The 16,334-nt window shown below is 52.9% G+C and carries 9 protein-coding genes; 4 read left to right on the plus strand and 5 right to left on the minus strand.

The window, feature by feature from the left end; translation table 11 throughout:
• Nucleotides 1–110: 110 nt before the first annotated feature.
• The 5 genes from DQG23_RS19625 to brxF are packed head-to-tail and all read right to left on the minus strand — an operon-like array spanning nt 111 to nt 9,845.
• The gene (locus DQG23_RS19625) at nt 111–818 is read right to left on the minus strand and encodes a hypothetical protein (RefSeq protein WP_113032577.1); all 708 of its coding nucleotides are present in this window, start codon (nt 816–818) and stop codon (nt 111–113) included.
• 11 nt (nt 819–829) lie between these two features.
• Entirely contained in the window at nt 830–2,779 is a 1,950-nt protein-coding gene (pglZ, locus tag DQG23_RS19630; protein WP_113032578.1) for a BREX-3 system phosphatase PglZ, read from the minus strand.
• Between the two features lie 17 nt (nt 2,780–2,796).
• Nucleotides 2,797–5,670, minus strand: coding sequence for a DNA methyltransferase (locus tag DQG23_RS19635; RefSeq protein ID WP_113032579.1), 2,874 nt, complete (start codon nt 5,668–5,670; stop codon nt 2,797–2,799).
• 7 nt (nt 5,671–5,677) lie between these two features.
• Entirely contained in the window at nt 5,678–9,358 is a 3,681-nt protein-coding gene (locus DQG23_RS19640) for a DUF6079 family protein (protein ID WP_113032646.1), read from the minus strand.
• A gap of 19 nt (nt 9,359–9,377) precedes the next feature.
• Nucleotides 9,378–9,845 (minus strand): BREX-3 system P-loop-containing protein BrxF, encoded by a 468-nt coding sequence (gene brxF, locus DQG23_RS19645; protein WP_113032580.1) that lies wholly within the window; start codon nt 9,843–9,845, stop codon nt 9,378–9,380.
• Nucleotides 9,846–10,102: 257 nt separating this feature from the next.
• Between brxF and DQG23_RS19650 the strand changes: the two genes are divergently transcribed.
• From DQG23_RS19650 to DQG23_RS19665, 4 genes are all read left to right on the plus strand, one after another.
• A complete protein-coding gene (locus tag DQG23_RS19650) occupies nt 10,103–12,391 on the plus strand; it encodes a helix-turn-helix domain-containing protein (RefSeq protein WP_113032581.1) in 2,289 nt (762 codons plus the stop codon).
• A gap of 352 nt (nt 12,392–12,743) precedes the next feature.
• A complete protein-coding gene (locus tag DQG23_RS19655; RefSeq protein WP_113032582.1) occupies nt 12,744–14,351 on the plus strand; it encodes a type 2 periplasmic-binding domain-containing protein in 1,608 nt (535 codons plus the stop codon).
• Nucleotides 14,352–14,464: 113 nt separating this feature from the next.
• On the plus strand, nt 14,465–15,373 hold the full coding sequence (locus tag DQG23_RS19660; protein ID WP_113032583.1) for an ABC transporter permease: 909 nt from the start codon (nt 14,465–14,467) through the stop codon (nt 15,371–15,373).
• Between the two features lie 31 nt (nt 15,374–15,404).
• Nucleotides 15,405–16,295, plus strand: a complete 891-nt coding sequence (locus DQG23_RS19665; RefSeq protein ID WP_113032584.1) for a carbohydrate ABC transporter permease — start codon at nt 15,405–15,407, stop codon at nt 16,293–16,295.
• The last annotated feature ends 39 nt before the right edge of the window (nt 16,296–16,334 follow it).

Below are 16,334 nucleotides of genomic sequence, written 5' to 3' on the forward strand. Positions count from 1 at the left end.
TCTGTAAATTCTGGCAAAAGGATTTTAATGCGTTCTCCGAAGCCCGAGAAGGCAGACTTGCTAATACGCAAACCTGAACGCGCCCCGAAGCTGAGCGCGAACAACGCAGCTTATGTCAAACCCGCCATCACCATATCCAGTCCTTGCCGTGTGATCTGCAAACGGCCGCTCCGCGCTTCGCTTTCCGTTATGTCCAGCGCAAAGGGAAATAAGCAAGGCTCGTTCTCAAGCTGCTTGAGCTCGATTGCCGATCGTTCCGCAGCACGAAGCAGAACTTCGAGAAACCACAGCTTAAGCTCCGTCTGCCGAATCGGCTTTTTCTCGGCGCTGCCGTACGTTTTTTTCTGCTCCGCGATAACGTCAAACGACTTGAACGTTCCCAGAACGGCGCCTACGGAGACGCTCACTCTACGGCGCTCGCCGTACAGCGCAAACATTTTCCGCGCCAGCTGCACGCTGGAAAATTCGCCGTGAAGCTGAAGCAGACGTCCCGCCTGATCCGCCATATCTCTCCAGAAAGGATACGCAAGCATCATCATTCCCCAATGCAGCAGCAGTCTTTCTTCCTTGTCCGCAGTTTGGAACAGCTGAACGGCACGGTCGCGAAGCTCGACATGCTCCTCGTCGACCAACACCCATATTTTGAACAAAATCGTCCGCGCATTCGCTCTGGATTTGGCCCCTGCGATATCCGCCATTAAATATTGATCGACTTGATCATACAACTGCTGCCGGCTTTCCGCCCTTGCGAACTCGCGGACTACATAGTCCAATTGATGCTCCTGCAGCTTCTGGTCGAAGCCTACCGCTTTTTTCATTTCCCGCACCTTCATTCCGCTCTTTTGTTCACCCGTACGAAAGGAACGATAACTTCCTCAATGCTTGCCCCGCCATGGCTGACGACGGCTTCGCCTGCTTTCACATAAGCCTCGCCATAGTTCGCGATCAGCACGTGAAACGCATCCGGCAACCCGGCGTCCTTCCAGCTCCGCGACGGATACATCCCGGCAGCCCGGTCTCTCAGCTCCCGCGACCGGTAAATCCGGACGCGCTCCCCTCTCGTATCGGCCAGCACGCCTTCCCGGACGGCTCCGATACCTACGCTTTCTTTATTGCCGTGATCCGAGGTGATATATACGTCGAAACCGGCGTCCAGCAAGTCGCGAAGCAGCGCTTGCAAATACCCGCCTCTTAACCAAATGGCGATCTGGCTGTACATACCCAATTGGCCTTGAATGGCGTTATGCGTCAGCTTGTCGATCATGTCCACGACGAGGCCGGCCGCCTTGACGCTCGGTTTGGCGAGCGCCTTAATCTCCGCCCGGTCATATTCTCCTTGACCAAGCGATTTCTCATAGGCGACATGGATTGGAGCCGCGCCATACCGGGCCCAGCAAGCCTTCCACGCTTTCTCTTCGCCGGCTGTCGTATGGATCGTTTCGCCGTAAGCCCTCGGCATCTCGCCTGTAAATATCGCCTGTCTGGATACGGAAGTAAGCGTCGGAATCCAGGCAAAGACTCCATTCTCCATGAAATCGAAAAAGGGCTGCAAATACGAGCGGACCTGGCTCCATTGCACGAAGCTCATCCCGTCCATCACTATTATAGCTTTTTTGGGCGACCCTTGCAGATGCATGTACTCCGCAGCCTGATGAAGCATGACGGGTGCATGACGGTCCGACAAAGAAGCGAGCGCGCCGTAATGGGCGTCCAGCCATACCGCGAATTTCGCCTCGATCGACTGCTCCAGCGCTTTCAGCCGGGCATGCGGTTGATCGGCCGCCGTCATACTCACCGCGCGGTGGGGGCTGTACGCAATATGGCCGTCTTCAAAACCCAGCTCGAACAAGCTTGCTTTCGCTCTGCCGTAAAGCCGGACGATCTCGATCCAGCCGCGCCGGTCCGGTTTTTGCTCCAGCAGCTTGTCGATCCGCGAAATGTGTTCGTCTATCGATATGCGGCGGGCAAACGCTTCATCGCGAAGAACGCCGAATAACAGCGCATCGGGCAGCCCGGCCGCCTCGACCCGCACAGGCACAAGCGTCCCCATGCGGAATAAGCCGGCGAGCGCATTTTGCAGACTGGGGTTCCAGAAAGCATGGCTTTCCATCGCTCCATTCGCCAGGAAGCTGTGCCATTCCTCTTGCAGGAAACCGTAGCAAGTGACTGAAGAACGAAGCAGCCCTGCGATATCCGCACGAGGAACGAGCAGCGCTTTACGGCCTAACGCTTCGGACAAATGACGCTCGGCCGCTTCAGGCATACGGAAGGGCAGACGGTGCCGGGCCAAACACAGCAGCAGAAGCTCTGCGACCGTATCGACGGTGTCGTACGTCAATTTGTATATCCGTTTCAGCACAAAATCGATCGTCTCGGCGTCCGATCGTCTGACCGGAATATCCTCTAGCGACGACAGCGCGTCCATCGTACGCCAATCGAGTTCACGTACGACCGCTGCGGACAAGCTTGGGAACAAGGCGCTTTTGCTAAGCGAAACATGATGTCCTTGCACCCATACGTCGTAGGGAATATCCTCCACAGCCCCGGCTTGCAGACGGATCAGCACATGCCGCCCGCCGCCGCTCAGCCTATTGCGGCTTTCGTACCAATAGCGGAATACGGCCCGGTCCTGAAAGTCCGCGATTTCGATCCCGCGCTCCTGCAATTCGCAAACGATTCCTTCGTCCTGCAGCAGCAAATCCGGATCGTGCGCGATCGTAATAAGGGAATAAGGCGCTTGAATAGACTCAAGCACCTTTTGACGCCAATCTTTGGTCATTCCGCTTCACTTCCTTGCTACCGCCCGAGCCTGATTTGGGCGTTGTCGAAATACATCAGCAGCTTCTCGTCTTCTTGCAGCACATTCTCGGGCAGACGCTCGCCGATCATGGCGATCAGCTGATAGTCTTTGTCGCCCCACGCTTTTTTGAAGCCGGCCCGGATCGCCTCCGTGCGGAACTGCTTCAGCTTTTTGCGGCTTCCATCCAGCTCCTCGCGGTACGTTTCGAATTCGCGCAGCAGCGATTTCTCGCGCAGCTTCTCCAAGTCCGCCCGCTTGTTCGGATCCGGGACGTACCAGCGCTCCTTCGCCTTCGCCTTCAGCGCGTGATCGTGCTTCGGAAGATTGCGCAGGTCTTTATAATCGCTGCTCAGATAGGTGTGAATCTGGCTCGGAACCTCTTCCGTTCCGTCGTACTTCAGGAAGTTTTGCTCCAGCAAGGCATCCAGCTCAGGCAGCTGCTCATGCTTGGAAATATGCTGAATTTCCTTCATATAGTTAGGATGCAAGTCCTGGCGGGTTTGCGGCTTCTTCAGCAGCTGCTGGCGGAGCCACTCGATCGCGCTGTTCTCGTCATTGACGAAAATCGACATTTGCACCATGTCCTTCGCCCTCAGCCTGCGTTTGTCGTATTCCGCCATCTGCTTCTCCAGGAATATCATGCCGTCGCGCACGAGATACCGGTTTTCCAGCTGCTCCTGGAATTCGACCGAGGACAGCGGGATCAGCCAGCCCTTTTGCACGAAATAAGCGACCATCCGGTCGTACAAAATACGCGGCGTCCGTTCGACGACGATCTCCGTGTAGCCGTCCGCACCCAAATATACCGGCAGCCGTTCCAGATGCTCTTCGACGAACGTCCAAAGCAGATCCGAGCCGCTTACGATAGCCGTTTCGTCCAGGTTTCCCCGGTTCGGCTTGTACGCGGAAATGACCAAATCCTGCTTGACCGCAGTCGAGGTGATCATGGCGTGGAACCCGCCGCGTTTCTTGTCCAGCGCATAAACGCTCGCGATAATATAGCCGGCCTCCGTGATCGATTGCTGGATCGCATTCCAGACCTTCGCCTGCGTATTGGAAAATTCGACGGTAATCCATTTGCCCGGCTTCAAAATCCGGTAGCTTTCTTTGAGACAAAGGGTCATCAGCCGTTTGTACTCTTCGATGTCTTTGTTTTGCGATTTATTTTCGATGGCCTCGGAGGCGTTGTTCGTCTTAAGCCCGAGCCAGCTTTCCCTGACGAAATTCAATTCGGAGTACATAATATTGGCGCCGAAAGGCGGGTCGATAAAAATGTAATCCACGGACTCGTCGGGAATGGAAGTACGCGTGGCGCTTTGCGTCGAGATCGCATTGCCACCGTGCTGCCGCAGCGCCTTGACGATTTTGCCCGCTTGGAAAAACAGCTGATCGATAATATTGTTCTCCACGTGCAGCGGCGGAAAATACAAAGCGTTGGCCATCGGCCCGACCAAAGCCCGGCTTCCATGCTGCGGCATAAACCGGTTCATCCGGTTTACCTTGGGCAGGATGCTCCCGAAAACGAACTGCTTCTCAAAGGTACGAATGTCGGCCTCTTCCTGAAACGCGCCCAGAAGCAGCAAAGACCTGCGGGAATAAAAATGATGCACATGCGTGACTCCGTACCGCAGCGGCTCCGACATTTTGACGCCGGTGGGCAGCGCTTCGACCGGATAAGCATAGCCGGCTTTCTCCATCAGCTCGCGGGCGGTTTGGATAATGAACAAATCCAGCTTGTCCGGCGTTTTTTGAAATCTTTTCTTATTGACGGAATAATTGATCAGCACCGGCACCTGCTTCGGCTGCTTGATTTCGGCACCCAGCAGACTGTCGAATTCCGTCGTCCACGCGCGGGTCATCGCATTCTTATCCGGGTAATTCGAGCCGCATTGATGGCAGGTAAACGATTCCTTCAGCATTTTGTTCTCGTCATCCCAGCCGATTTCCCAATACGCATGCTCCGTCATGCACTCCGGACAAATATAAATGTCGCTCCACACGATATAATTGACGGTGCCGAACCTGCCGCTGTTTTTGCGGTAAAAATCTTTGAAGCCGTTGCTTCGCGCAGCCGCTTTCAGCTCCTCGGCCATCGCATCCGCGGCATCCGGGCTTTGGCCCTCGCTCAGCGTGGCGTACATCCACTGATGCTCGTCTTGGAACCGCTGCAGCTGGTCCTGCAAATTCGCTTCCAATTGCCTGGCGTCGGTCCGCTTATTGTAATTGTAAGAAATCATCGTTGCCGCAGGCGACAAATCCATGAGAAGCGTTTTTCTTTCGCCTATGCGCGAAAAAGGCTCCCATTCCTTATTATCGTTATACATATGGATGTCGCCCGCATCGTCTACCTTGTAGCCAAGCTCTTCCACGACCTCGCGGCTCCGGCAGAGCTGCGCGGCGACTCCCGTCATCCCCGTTCCGCAAAAACCGTCAAATATGATGTCGCCCGGCTCGGTATAGTTCAAAATATACCGCATGATCGCTTTGTAAGGCACCTTGGTGTGATAACTATGGGCGTTATAGATCGCGTCGTTTTTGCCTTCCGCCACATCGGAGGCGAACGGCTTATAGCTCCGGGGCGCAAGTCCGGCCGGCCGGTTTTTCTCCCATTCCTCCATCATTTCCATAAACCACGGGTTCGGACAACACGTATAAAACGGCGGGTCGGACAAAGCCAATATGCGCTCGTCGTCCCCGACCGGATAGCCTTCCAGCTTCTTGAGCTCGGGCAGCTTCTTTCTTAATTCCTCGGTAAAATGCGCGCGCCGCGCTTCGTCGCTCGCAAAGGTCAAGCCAAGACAGGTCACGGGACCCGTCGCAGCATCGTCGTTCATCTCGAATAGCAAGTCTTGCAAACCGTGTTCGTTCATCGTTGCGTTACTCCTTCTTGAGCATGATGCGAATGCGATTGGTTGCTTGGGCACCCACCTGTTCCCTGAGCAGCTGTTCGAAGCGGAGGCGCAGTTCCTCGACCGTAAGCGGATTTCCGTCCCCCGCCATTTGCAGCAGCCGGTTCAACGGCAATTCGACCTTATGAATGCCTTCCAAAACATCCTTGATCGTCTCCACCAAACGGTTGTCAGCCGGAATGGAGAACCGTCCTTCTTCCAGGAACGGCTTCAAGATTTGCACCTGCTCTTCCGTGAGCAGCCCCATATTTTCCTTTAGCTCGCTGTCGTTCAGATTGGTCAGCAGCGTACTAGTCCAGTTGTCCAACAGGCGCTCCAGCTCGTTCTCGAGCTGTTCGACGGTTATTTGCTGCGCATATTTCTCGTCCTTCGGACGATACCGGCAGTGCGGGCAAACCGGCGTATGCTCGAGATCGCTTTTTTGCAGCTGCCAGCATATTTTCAGCGCTTCCGATTTGATCCTCCACGTTTGCAGCTGCTGCGCAGGCAGGATCGGGATTGCAGACAGCTTCTGCAGCGTATCGATTCGTCCGTCTCTTTTGAGCTGGTTCAGCTTGTTCTCATCCGTTGCCCCCAAACGTGAAGCGGCATGCTGCGCGTAATAAAAATCGATGTACCGCTTCTTCAATTGGCTGATCGCCTGAAGCTCCGATTGGCAATCTCCATCGGCTTTGAGAGCCTGGTATACGTTCTCGAGCGCTCTCTCCGCTTGGATATGCCAGTCGTCCGCGTTCGATATATGATTCATCGCGCTTACCATATAGTTCGCTTTGTGGGTCACTTGAGCCGCACGCTCGCGCCACTGCGAGAGCCGGTCCATCAAAGCGGCGTTTTGCCGCTGCTCCTCGATGTCGTCGATGCTTTTTCGGAAATTTTTCAGCTTGGCCGGCGTATCGAACATTTGCAGACTTTGCAAAAAGGAATTGAAGCTTTGCAGCTTGCCTTGATATTCGCTCAGATCGTCATCCGATAATAGCGGAAGCTCCCATGTCGGGATTTTATCCTTGAGCTCGTGCTGCAGCTTCACCGCTTGGGTCAGCAACTGCTGAACCTTCGTCTGCAGCGTTTGGACGCCGTTCGTTTGAGCATCCGGCTGAAGCAAGCCGTGACTGATCTGAAACAGGTCGAACAAAACGCGCAGCTCGGCCAGCGGCAGGTCGCTCGGTTTCTTAATGTGGCTAAATTCCGCGATCCCTTCGGCTTTCAGTCCGATTAAGGGAAGGAACTTCATCGAGTCGTACGTTTCTCCATTAATCGTGATCACGATATCGCCCATAAATACAAGCGCCGCGAGAATAATGCTCAAGAGCTCCGGCTCCAGCTGGAACGCCTTCGTTTTCTTGATCTCCCAATCCCCATGGGACTGCTGAATATCCAGTAGCTCGGCAGCGTTCAATACTTGCCCGTGGCCCTTGTCGTTCAATAATCCCATTATCCATTGGGCATAGCCGGACCTTTGAACGCCCGTTTTCTCCCCGTCCAAGAGCACAAGGCCGTCCAAAATAATTTTGGCCGTCTTCGTCCGCGGATTCGAGATTTGCGTCAACGTTTCCGGGATGTATGTCTTCAGCATCGCTTCTCTCGTTATGCTGATGCTGCTAAGACGGAACGTCGGATATTCCGCATATTTTTCGTCGAACCAAGTCGTCAGGCAATCGTCCGCGGCAGCGTCGATGATTTCTCTCACCGAAGACATCGCAGGCGCCGAATAGCTCCAATCCGCGAGCTTTTTCGTGACCCCTCTATAGGTCATTTTGTACGCGGAAGGCATATGGACGACCAGCCAGTTCATGATTTTTTTCAGAAACTCGGCCGCTTTGTCCTCGAACAACTTCTTCGTAGCGCTTGAGGCTGTCGTCGCCATCTCTCTGGCACCGGCGTACGAACGCAGCGGCTGATGGAACGCTTCGTCCTTCGTATCCAGCTTGAAAAACACTTCGTCCGGCTTCGCTTCATCCTTAAATTTCGGCGGATCGTACGGCTGCAGCATATAAATGTAAAAATCGCGCTCGGGCTGCGCCGTGGAGCGCTCATTGGGCGCGCCGAAGAACAAATAGCCCGGCCGCGTTATTTTGCGGGCATGCCAGTTCAGCTCGTGCTGCCATATGCGGAAGCCGGAAACGCAGCTGGCGGAGCCGTCATCCGTGAGCCGTTCGAGCACTTCGAAATAATAGCGGTCCAGCTGGTTGCCGACCAGCATTTCCGCCTTCTCGGCAATGAGCGATTCGACGTCCGTCACTTTCTCCAAATCGAGATAATATTGGCCGTTGTCGCGGTTGAACGAGATGAATTGGTAGCTGACCGCCTTCATGATTTCATTAAGCGCCGCCTCGATTCGGGCATTCAGATTATCCGGATCCAAATCGACAAGCTCGTCGTACAAAAACAGCTGATCGCGCAGCTCGGCGGAAGAAACGCCAAGCTTTACTTTAATATCGTCCGTCGTCAGCCGGAACACGGACAGCGCGCGCACGATCCGTCTGGCGAGCGGCTTGTAGGAGGCTTTGCCTTTGACGAAGCCGTTCTCGATGCGGTCCATCAGGACATCCGACTTCTCCATGACCTCCCGAACATCCCGGTCCGTCCGCAGCGTCCGGTCACCCTGGATATACAGCCAATAGTTGTCGTATGAAACGACGCCCGGGCTGTTTTCCGGCACATCGGCGTCCAAAAGCTTCTCGATTTCCTCGCTGATCGTCGTGAGCGCCACGCGCTTTTCTACCACTCTTACATTCTCGAATGCGGACAAGTAAGAGGGGTGAATCGGGAACAATTCCGCAAACTTATCCATTCTCTCGCCAAGCTTGTCATATAACGGAGCGAACTTCTGCAAATGCTCGCGGATGAGCGCTTTTTGCCTGTCCGTCTTTCTGAGCAGCCGCTGGGAGACGACAAATTCGATATCCTCCCTAACGATAATGGCCTGCACGGTGCGTTCCTTGACCCGCCGCAGCTCCGCCGCCACAAATTGGAATTTCGGGTTATCGAACAGCATCTCCTGGACGCCCGTCATAAAACGGAATCGCGTATTCTGGCAAACCTCTCCCATCGCGCGCAAAAAGCCGAGATCGAGAATAAGCTCCTGCTCCTTGCGCGTGCGCAAGTAATCGAGCAGCTCGTCGATCACCAGCAAAAACCCGTGATCCGGATACATCTCGTGGAAGGCGGCCATCATTCTTTTCATTTCGTCTTTATTGCTTATAAGCGTCGATATGGCAGGCATCTCGTAATCCACGCCGATTTCCTGCATATATCTGGTCATTTCTTGGAACAATACCTCGCTAAGTGGCACCTGAATCCCGTCGAATTCCACGCGAAGCACCTTAAATTTGCCTTCAATTTCTTTGGCATTCCCGGCTGTCCGTTCATTACGAATGTGAGCGCTCGTTCCCGGAAATTCCGCAATCGCCGCGAGAACGCTCATCAAGTGCGATTTACCCGTACCGTAATTCCCGATGACCATGATGCCTTTATGATCGATCGGCCGTTCGAATTGAAGCTGCTCGATGACATCGTCGATCACATCCGCCATCCGCTCCGAAATGACATACGTATCGACAAGCTTTTGCGCCAACTGGTCTTCTACGGCGTCCTTCAGAACGACAACGGATTTGATCGGCTCGAATTGAATCAGCTCTCTGTACTTCATGCAGAAAATTCCCCCGTGCTTAATATGGTAAAATGCAGCTGCCGTATTCGCCATTCGAATCATACTCCGGATGCTCCGGATCGGCATAATAAAGAACGCCTTGCTCCGCTCCGCCCGGCCATGCGACAAGTAAAACGATGTTCCCGCTGAGCGCTTCCAGCAGCTTAATCGGATTTTGCTTAAGTTCAAGGTCGAATAAGTATTCGATATGATATAGGCATACGACATCAGCCTTATATTCGTTGATATGCCCGTTTATGGCTTGTTTTACGTGCTTCGCCACTTCATAGGGGCGCTTGTCCGGCGCGACGTGCCTGAGCTTGTCCGACAAAAGCAGGCTGACGTTGATCGCCGCGATGCCCTCTCTCTCCATCTCGCCGGCGATCGCCGAAGCGCTCGCGGTTTCCGGTAGGAGAAACAACAGTTTATATCGCCTGCTGCGGACTCCGGCCATTTCCGCACGCAAACGTTCCAGCTTGCCGCTCATGCGTTTCACCGCTTTCGGGTTCTCTCCCGGCAATAAGCTTTGCCTATTCCACTATCATACCATATTTGCATGCTTTAGCTTTATTGGAAGATGGTTCTTTTGGCATGTGAGGCGGTTGCGGATTTTATATTTTTCTCGGAATAAAGAAAACAAGAAATGTGATAAGATAGGCTAAATAAGGAAACATTGCGGCTCTTATTAATTGATAACGCTTACCGCTAACGCTAAGCAGCTTGTTTACTACGGAGGGAATACAAATGACAATTTGGAGGAGAACCGTAAAAACGTTGATCAACCTGCCTTATAGACGCAAGCTTTATGTGTATTCCGTCGTTTTAAGCCTCGTTCCGGTGCTTGCGCTAGGGCTCGTTTCCTCGTACGTGTCTACTAACAGCATTCAGGAAGAGGTGGAACGGAACCAACGGATTATTTTGCAGCAGTTGGAGACGCAGGTAGATACTTTTCTCATGAGTCTTGACCAAGCCTCCTTGCAGCTTTCCAATAACGGGGTTATTCAAAAATCTCTGGATACAGGAGTCGCGAAAGATCGTGTGGAGTCTACCCTGTCCATGATGGATGTAATCGAGAAAGCGATCGGCTACTCGGAAATCAAATTCGAAGTATCGCTTTATTTCAATAAATACGGCGTCGTTTACTCCTCCAAGCAAGGAATCATGCGCGAATTGGATGCTCCGTACAGCGACATCGTGCGTTCGGAAACGATCAAGCCTTTTGCGGCAACGGTCATTCCGGCCAATACGTATGCCAACATGCCGGAGATGATGCTCATACGCACGGTTCCGCTTCAATCGTCGAACCCGGACGGCTTCGTGATGCTTCATTTGGACATGAACAAATTGAAGATTTATCTCGATCGTTTGGACCTGGGCGGCAACCGGAAGCTCTGGATCGTTGACGAAAAAGGCATTGTCGTAACCAGCAAAGAGGAACAAGAGATCGGAACGAATCTGGCCGCCGACTCCGGATTGTTCGAATATGTAAACAACCCTCAGCTGAGCGGAACCGTTGCGTTCGGGAAGGAGACATTCAGAGCCTCCTCGTTCAAATCCTCCTTCAACGGATGGACGTACATGGCTTTAACCCCAACAAGGGAACTATCCTATAAAGCCGACGATATCCGAAAAATGATGTGGATCCTAATGGGAGCGCTGGCCGCCGCGTGGGCCTTGCTGGCCGTCTACAGTACGAGACGCCTTTACTTTCCTATTCAAAGGCTCGTTCGCAAGCTGACTTCCGCGGACGGCGACAAGTCGGAGGACGGGCTGCAGCTCATCGACAACTACATGAGCGGCGTGATCGCAACCAACGAGCACTTGAAGACCGAGCTTGGCCTCCATCAACGGGAAAACCTTTACCGGAGGCTGCTGCACGGCGAAGTGAGCCATAAAGAATTTCGGGATTTTGCCGAGCAATACGACATAACCTTGAAAGGCAGCTGGTTTATCGTTTGTGTGATCGATGTGGATCATTACGCCGCTTTCCAGCAGACATACAAAGACAAGGACCGCTTTCTGATCATGTATGCCTTAAGGAATTTGGTCGAGGAGCAGAGTCAAGCGCTTCCATCCTATGTGACGGTATCCCCGAAGCCGGGACAAGTCGTTATCGTCATCGGTTCGGACGAGGTAGGCCTGCAAACGGCGGAGACCGTCCGGCAAACCAGCAGAAATATCCGAGAAAACGTCAAAACCTATTTTTCCTTCACGGTGTCGACCGTAGTCAGCAACGCCCGCCAAGCGTATTCAAGCATAAACGAGTCGTATCTGGAAGCGCTGGAGCTGCTTGAATACCGCTGGATGCTCGGTCCGAACCGGGATATTGCGTCCGACGAGCTGGAGCCTTCCTTAAAACGTTCCTACCGGCTATTGTTCGAACGGAAGGACGCGGTGATGGAAAGCGTCAAACAAGGGGATTACGACAAAGCGCGCGTCAACTTGAAGCAAATGGTCGATGCGGTTCCGCGGTCCCTGCAGCATGCGGAAGCGGTCCTCGGTTTTTTCTCTTACTTAATCGGAGAGATCGAGCTGTATCTCGGTGAAAACGGCTACTCGCTGAACGACAGGTTCGAATATGACGTTCTGGAGCATTTGTACCAGTCCGCCTCCTTGAACGAGGTCCATGCCTGGCTCTCGGAGCATATTATCCCAGCTGTGGAGCACTTGATCGGAAGCCGAAACATGTCGAGGCAGAAACAGATCGTCCCTCAGATGATGGCGTATATTCAAGAGCATTACGAGACCGATCTATCGCTGCAGCAGCTGTCCGACCGTTTCGGCGTCTCCATTCCGGTACTAAGCAAAATGTTTAAAGAAGAAACCGGCCTCAACTATCTCGACTATCTCATTCGGTTCCGCATGGAAAAGGCTTGCGAGTGGCTCATGCAAACGGACATGCCGATTAAAGAAATTACGGACCGGCTCCGTTATACGACTGTCCAAAATTTCAGCCGTATTTTTAAGCAGGTCATAGGCGTCCCTCCGGGCAATTACCGCAAAATGCACAGAGGAGAACAAGCACAGCCCTGAACGCAGCCGTTCAGGGTTTTTATCTTTATTTCCCGAAAGACGCCTTCCGTTCGCCGCTTATCCTATGAATATCCCTTTAACGGCGCGGTTTCCCGGGTTATTAAAAAAAGATAATTGTGTTTCAAAATACGGGATGGGAAGATAACTCACGAAGAAACGCCGCTCAAGGGCGTGTCTGAATACTCCGAGGGAAAAAGCATAGGGCGAAAAGGCGGTGAAAGATGACCCCGAGCAGGTTTTCAGACACGACCTAGGGAAGGAGAGACGGATGGAGGCATGCTGCGGCGGTCGAGCTTCAGAATCAAGCTTTATCATGAGCGATTGACAGATTGAACTCAAGTGGGGGTGCCAAATGAATCAAGCAAAAGCTGCAAAAATTGGAATCGCTTTCTTGCTCGGCTCTTCTTTAACGTTAAGCGCATGTACCGGCTCGGGCACGAAACAAACGGAGCAAACCGGGCAAACAGGTGAGTCGGCCAAACCGAGCGCAACTGCCGGCAGTACCGAAGCACCGAAAGAGAAGCTGACCCTGACATGGTACGTGCCGGCCCCGGCGAATACGAACCTGCCGGAGCTTAGCAAAGATTTCGTCAAGCAAACGATCGACAAGAAGTTCAACGTGGATTTGAAGCTGGAATACGTCAGCCACGAGTACATCAACAAAATCAATACGCTGCTCGCCTCCAATCCCCCGGATATGTGGCGGGACGCAAACGGAGACGGCGGGCTGAAGTATGCTACGGACGGGCTGCTTGCCGACATGACGCCCTTCCTGTCTACAGCCACGATGCCGAACTATTTTAAATACTGGGTTAGCGAAACCGAATTGAAAAACTATCAGTTCCAAAACCGGTTTGTCCGTGCGCCGATTCCGTTCTCCAAAAAAGTGTACAGAAGTTATTACATCCGTAAAGATTGGCTGGACACGCTTGGTCTCGGCATCCCGACCAACTACGAGGAGTACGTGAACGTATTGCGTCAATTCCGCAATAACGATCCGGACCGGAACGGCAAAAAGGACACGTACGGCTATACGACAGCCGTTGGCGGCGACGGCATCGGCCTGGATTGGCCCGAATATATCAAGAACGGTCTCACCTTCGCTTCCTTTATTGAAAACAACCGATTCGTCGATATGCAAACCGATGTAAAGGTGGAACAGGTGCTAAACGACGTTGCGAAGGTCATCGAGGAGGATTTGATCGATCCGGACTGGTTTTTAAATAAAGGAAGCCAGGGAATCGAGAAGGCCATTCAAGGCAAAATCGGCGTCTTGTTCGATACCTTCCGCAATTTTGCGCTCGACAGCAATGTCCAGGGGATTCAAGCCCGTACCAAGCAGCTCAACCCGAAAGCGGAATGGGTGCCGTTCACGATGTTTCCCGGTCAACCGCTTGCTACGCAGCCGCTGCCGGGCGTGCCGTTCCTGTTCTCCAAGAAGGTTGCGGACAGCAATCCCGAGAAGGTGAAGCGGAGCCTTGAAATTTTGAATTGGATGAGCGGGGAGGAAGGTTTCCTGCTGACGCATTTCGGACAGGAAAACAAACATTATACCCGCGACGGCAAGACGATCAAGCTGAATATCGAAGCGATTACGAACGATATTACGAAGCAAGGCGATTTCCTGAAAATATGGAGCTTCTTTACTCCGGAAACACCGGATGTATTCGGCTTAACGGTATCGGACCCGAATGAAACGGAGCATGACAGACAAGTACTCAAGTTTTTGGATACTTTGCCGGTCCGGGAAAATCTCGGCTCCTCCATTCTTCCGCCTCAAGGCTTTGACTTGGGAGCATACCGCAAGCGGCAGCGCGAGCTTCAGGCCAAAGCGGTGCTTGAGGAAAAATCGGGCCAAAACTGGCCGAAATACCGGGAAGAACTGATGACCAAATATAAGGGCGCGGAATTGTACCAGGAATACGAAAGCCAGTTGAAGGCTAAAGGTATGATCAAATAATAAGGGTGAACGGCTCCCCGCAAAGTAAAGCGCTCTGCTTTATTTTGCGGGGAACACCCCAACATGCCGCTGCAAGTTCCATTCATCATGCGGAAGGAGCGATTCATTCCTACATGCACTCTTCATTGGCAAAAAGCGTCATTCGCAGCAGATGGTTCTACGTGATGATGGCGCCCGGCCTTCTTTATTATTTCATTTTTCATTATGTTCCCATGGGCGGCATTCTGATCGCTTTTCAGGACTACAATTTGCTTAAAGGAATATGGGGCAGCCCCTGGGTCGGGCTGGACAATTTCCGCACGATATTCGCTTCCCCGGATTTCCCGATTATTATGAAAAACACGCTCGTCATCAGCTTATACCGCGTCATGTTTAATATGCTGCCCGACGTTCTGCTGGCCTTGATGCTTAACGAAGTACGGGTGAAATGGTTTAAACGGACGGTGCAAACGATTACGTACGGCCCTTATTTCCTTTCCTGGGTTATCGTATACGGCTTGACCTTCTCTTTCCTGGCCCCCGATGCGGGACTAATCAGCACATGGTTTCGCGATATGGGCTGGGGATCGGTGCAAATTTTGACGGACAAAGAATGGTTTCGCCCGCTTTTGATCCTGACGGATATTTGGAAAAACACGGGTTTCGGCGCGATTATTTATTTGGCCGCCCTGGCCACGATCAATCCCGATTTGTACGAAGCGGCGGTGGTGGACGGCGCCGGGCGCTGGCGGCAGCTTTGGCATATTACGCTTCCCGGCATCCGCGACGTTTTCTTTCTGATGCTCATCCTGCGGATCGGCCACATCATGGACGCCGGCTTCGATCAGGTCTATATTTTCCTGAACGCGCGTGTGTATGAAACCGGAGATATTCTCGATACATGGGTATTCCGCCGAGGTCTCGAAAATCTGGAATTCAGCGTGGCCACGGCAACCGGATTTTTCAAATCGTTCGTCGGCCTTATTCTGGTGCTTGGCGCCAATAAATTAGCCAAAAGGTTCGGCAGCTCAGGCATTTGGTAGACGACAAACAACAGGGCAAGGAGGCCGCGACGTGTCGTACGTTCTAAAAAAATCAAAGGCGGATTCGGCGGTCGATACGGTGCTTTATGCCGTTCTGGCAGCGTTCGCTCTAGCGACTTTGTTTCCGCTGTATTACGTATTCGTCGTTTCCGTCACGCCTTTCGCGGAGCTGATGCGCAACGGCGGGTTCGTTATCCTGCCCAATCAAGTCACATTCGACGCTTACAAAGAGATTTTCTCTAGCTCGCGTATCCCGAGAGCGCTTCAGGTAACCGTGACGATTACGCTTCTCGGTACGTTTCTGAATTTAGTGGTAACGACGCTGCTCGCTTATCCGCTTTCCAAAAAATTCGTGCCGGGACGCAGTTTTTTTCTATTGGCTATCGTCTTTACGATGCTTTTTAGCGGCGGGCTTATCCCGAGTTATCTGGTCGTCCGCGCCATCGGCCTTTACGACACCATCTGGGCGCTCGTGGTGCCGGGAATGGTTTCAGCCTTTAACTTGTTAATCATGAAAACGTATTTTGAAAGTCTTCCGGCGGAGCTGGAGGATGCGGCCAAGGTGGACGGCTGCGGAGATGTCAGTACGCTGGCGCGGATCGTCCTTCCGCTGTCCATGCCGATCATGGCCACGCTTGGGCTGTTTTACGGCGTGACCCATTGGAATGAGTATTTTAAAGGCATCATGTACATCTCCGACCGCAGCCTTTATCCGATGCAGGTTCTGCTTCGGAATATGATCCAGACTCCCAACGTCAGTCAGGAGCTGATGATCACGAATACGCTGCAAGCCGCCCAGCTGCCGCCGGAAACGATCAAGATGGCTACTGTCGTCGTCGCCATTGTGCCGATTCTGCTCGTGTACCCGTTCCTGCAAAAATATTTTATTAAAGGGATGCTGATCGGCGCGGTTAAGGGCTAGATCCAGAGAGAGTAATGAGCGGACGGGAGCCGCCGAAAC

The organism is Paenibacillus contaminans (assembly GCF_003285015.1).
GTDB lineage: Bacteria > Bacillota > Bacilli > Paenibacillales > NBRC-103111 > Paenibacillus_V > Paenibacillus_V contaminans.

Coding starts and splice junctions, on each gene's coding strand:
- DQG23_RS19625 (WP_113032577.1), bottom strand. CDS start 818: ATGAAAAAAGCGGTAGGCTTCGACCAGAAGCTGCAGGAGCATCAATTG.
- pglZ (WP_113032578.1), bottom strand. CDS start 2,779: ATGACCAAAGATTGGCGTCAAAAGGTGCTTGAGTCTATTCAAGCGCCT.
- DQG23_RS19635 (WP_113032579.1), bottom strand. CDS start 5,670: ATGAACGAACACGGTTTGCAAGACTTGCTATTCGAGATGAACGACGAT.
- DQG23_RS19640 (WP_113032646.1), bottom strand. CDS start 9,358: ATGAAGTACAGAGAGCTGATTCAATTCGAGCCGATCAAATCCGTTGTC.
- brxF (WP_113032580.1), bottom strand. CDS start 9,845: ATGAGCGGCAAGCTGGAACGTTTGCGTGCGGAAATGGCCGGAGTCCGC.
- DQG23_RS19650 (WP_113032581.1), top strand. CDS start 10,103: ATGACAATTTGGAGGAGAACCGTAAAAACGTTGATCAACCTGCCTTAT.
- DQG23_RS19655 (WP_113032582.1), top strand. CDS start 12,744: ATGAATCAAGCAAAAGCTGCAAAAATTGGAATCGCTTTCTTGCTCGGC.
- DQG23_RS19660 (WP_113032583.1), top strand. CDS start 14,465: ATGCACTCTTCATTGGCAAAAAGCGTCATTCGCAGCAGATGGTTCTAC.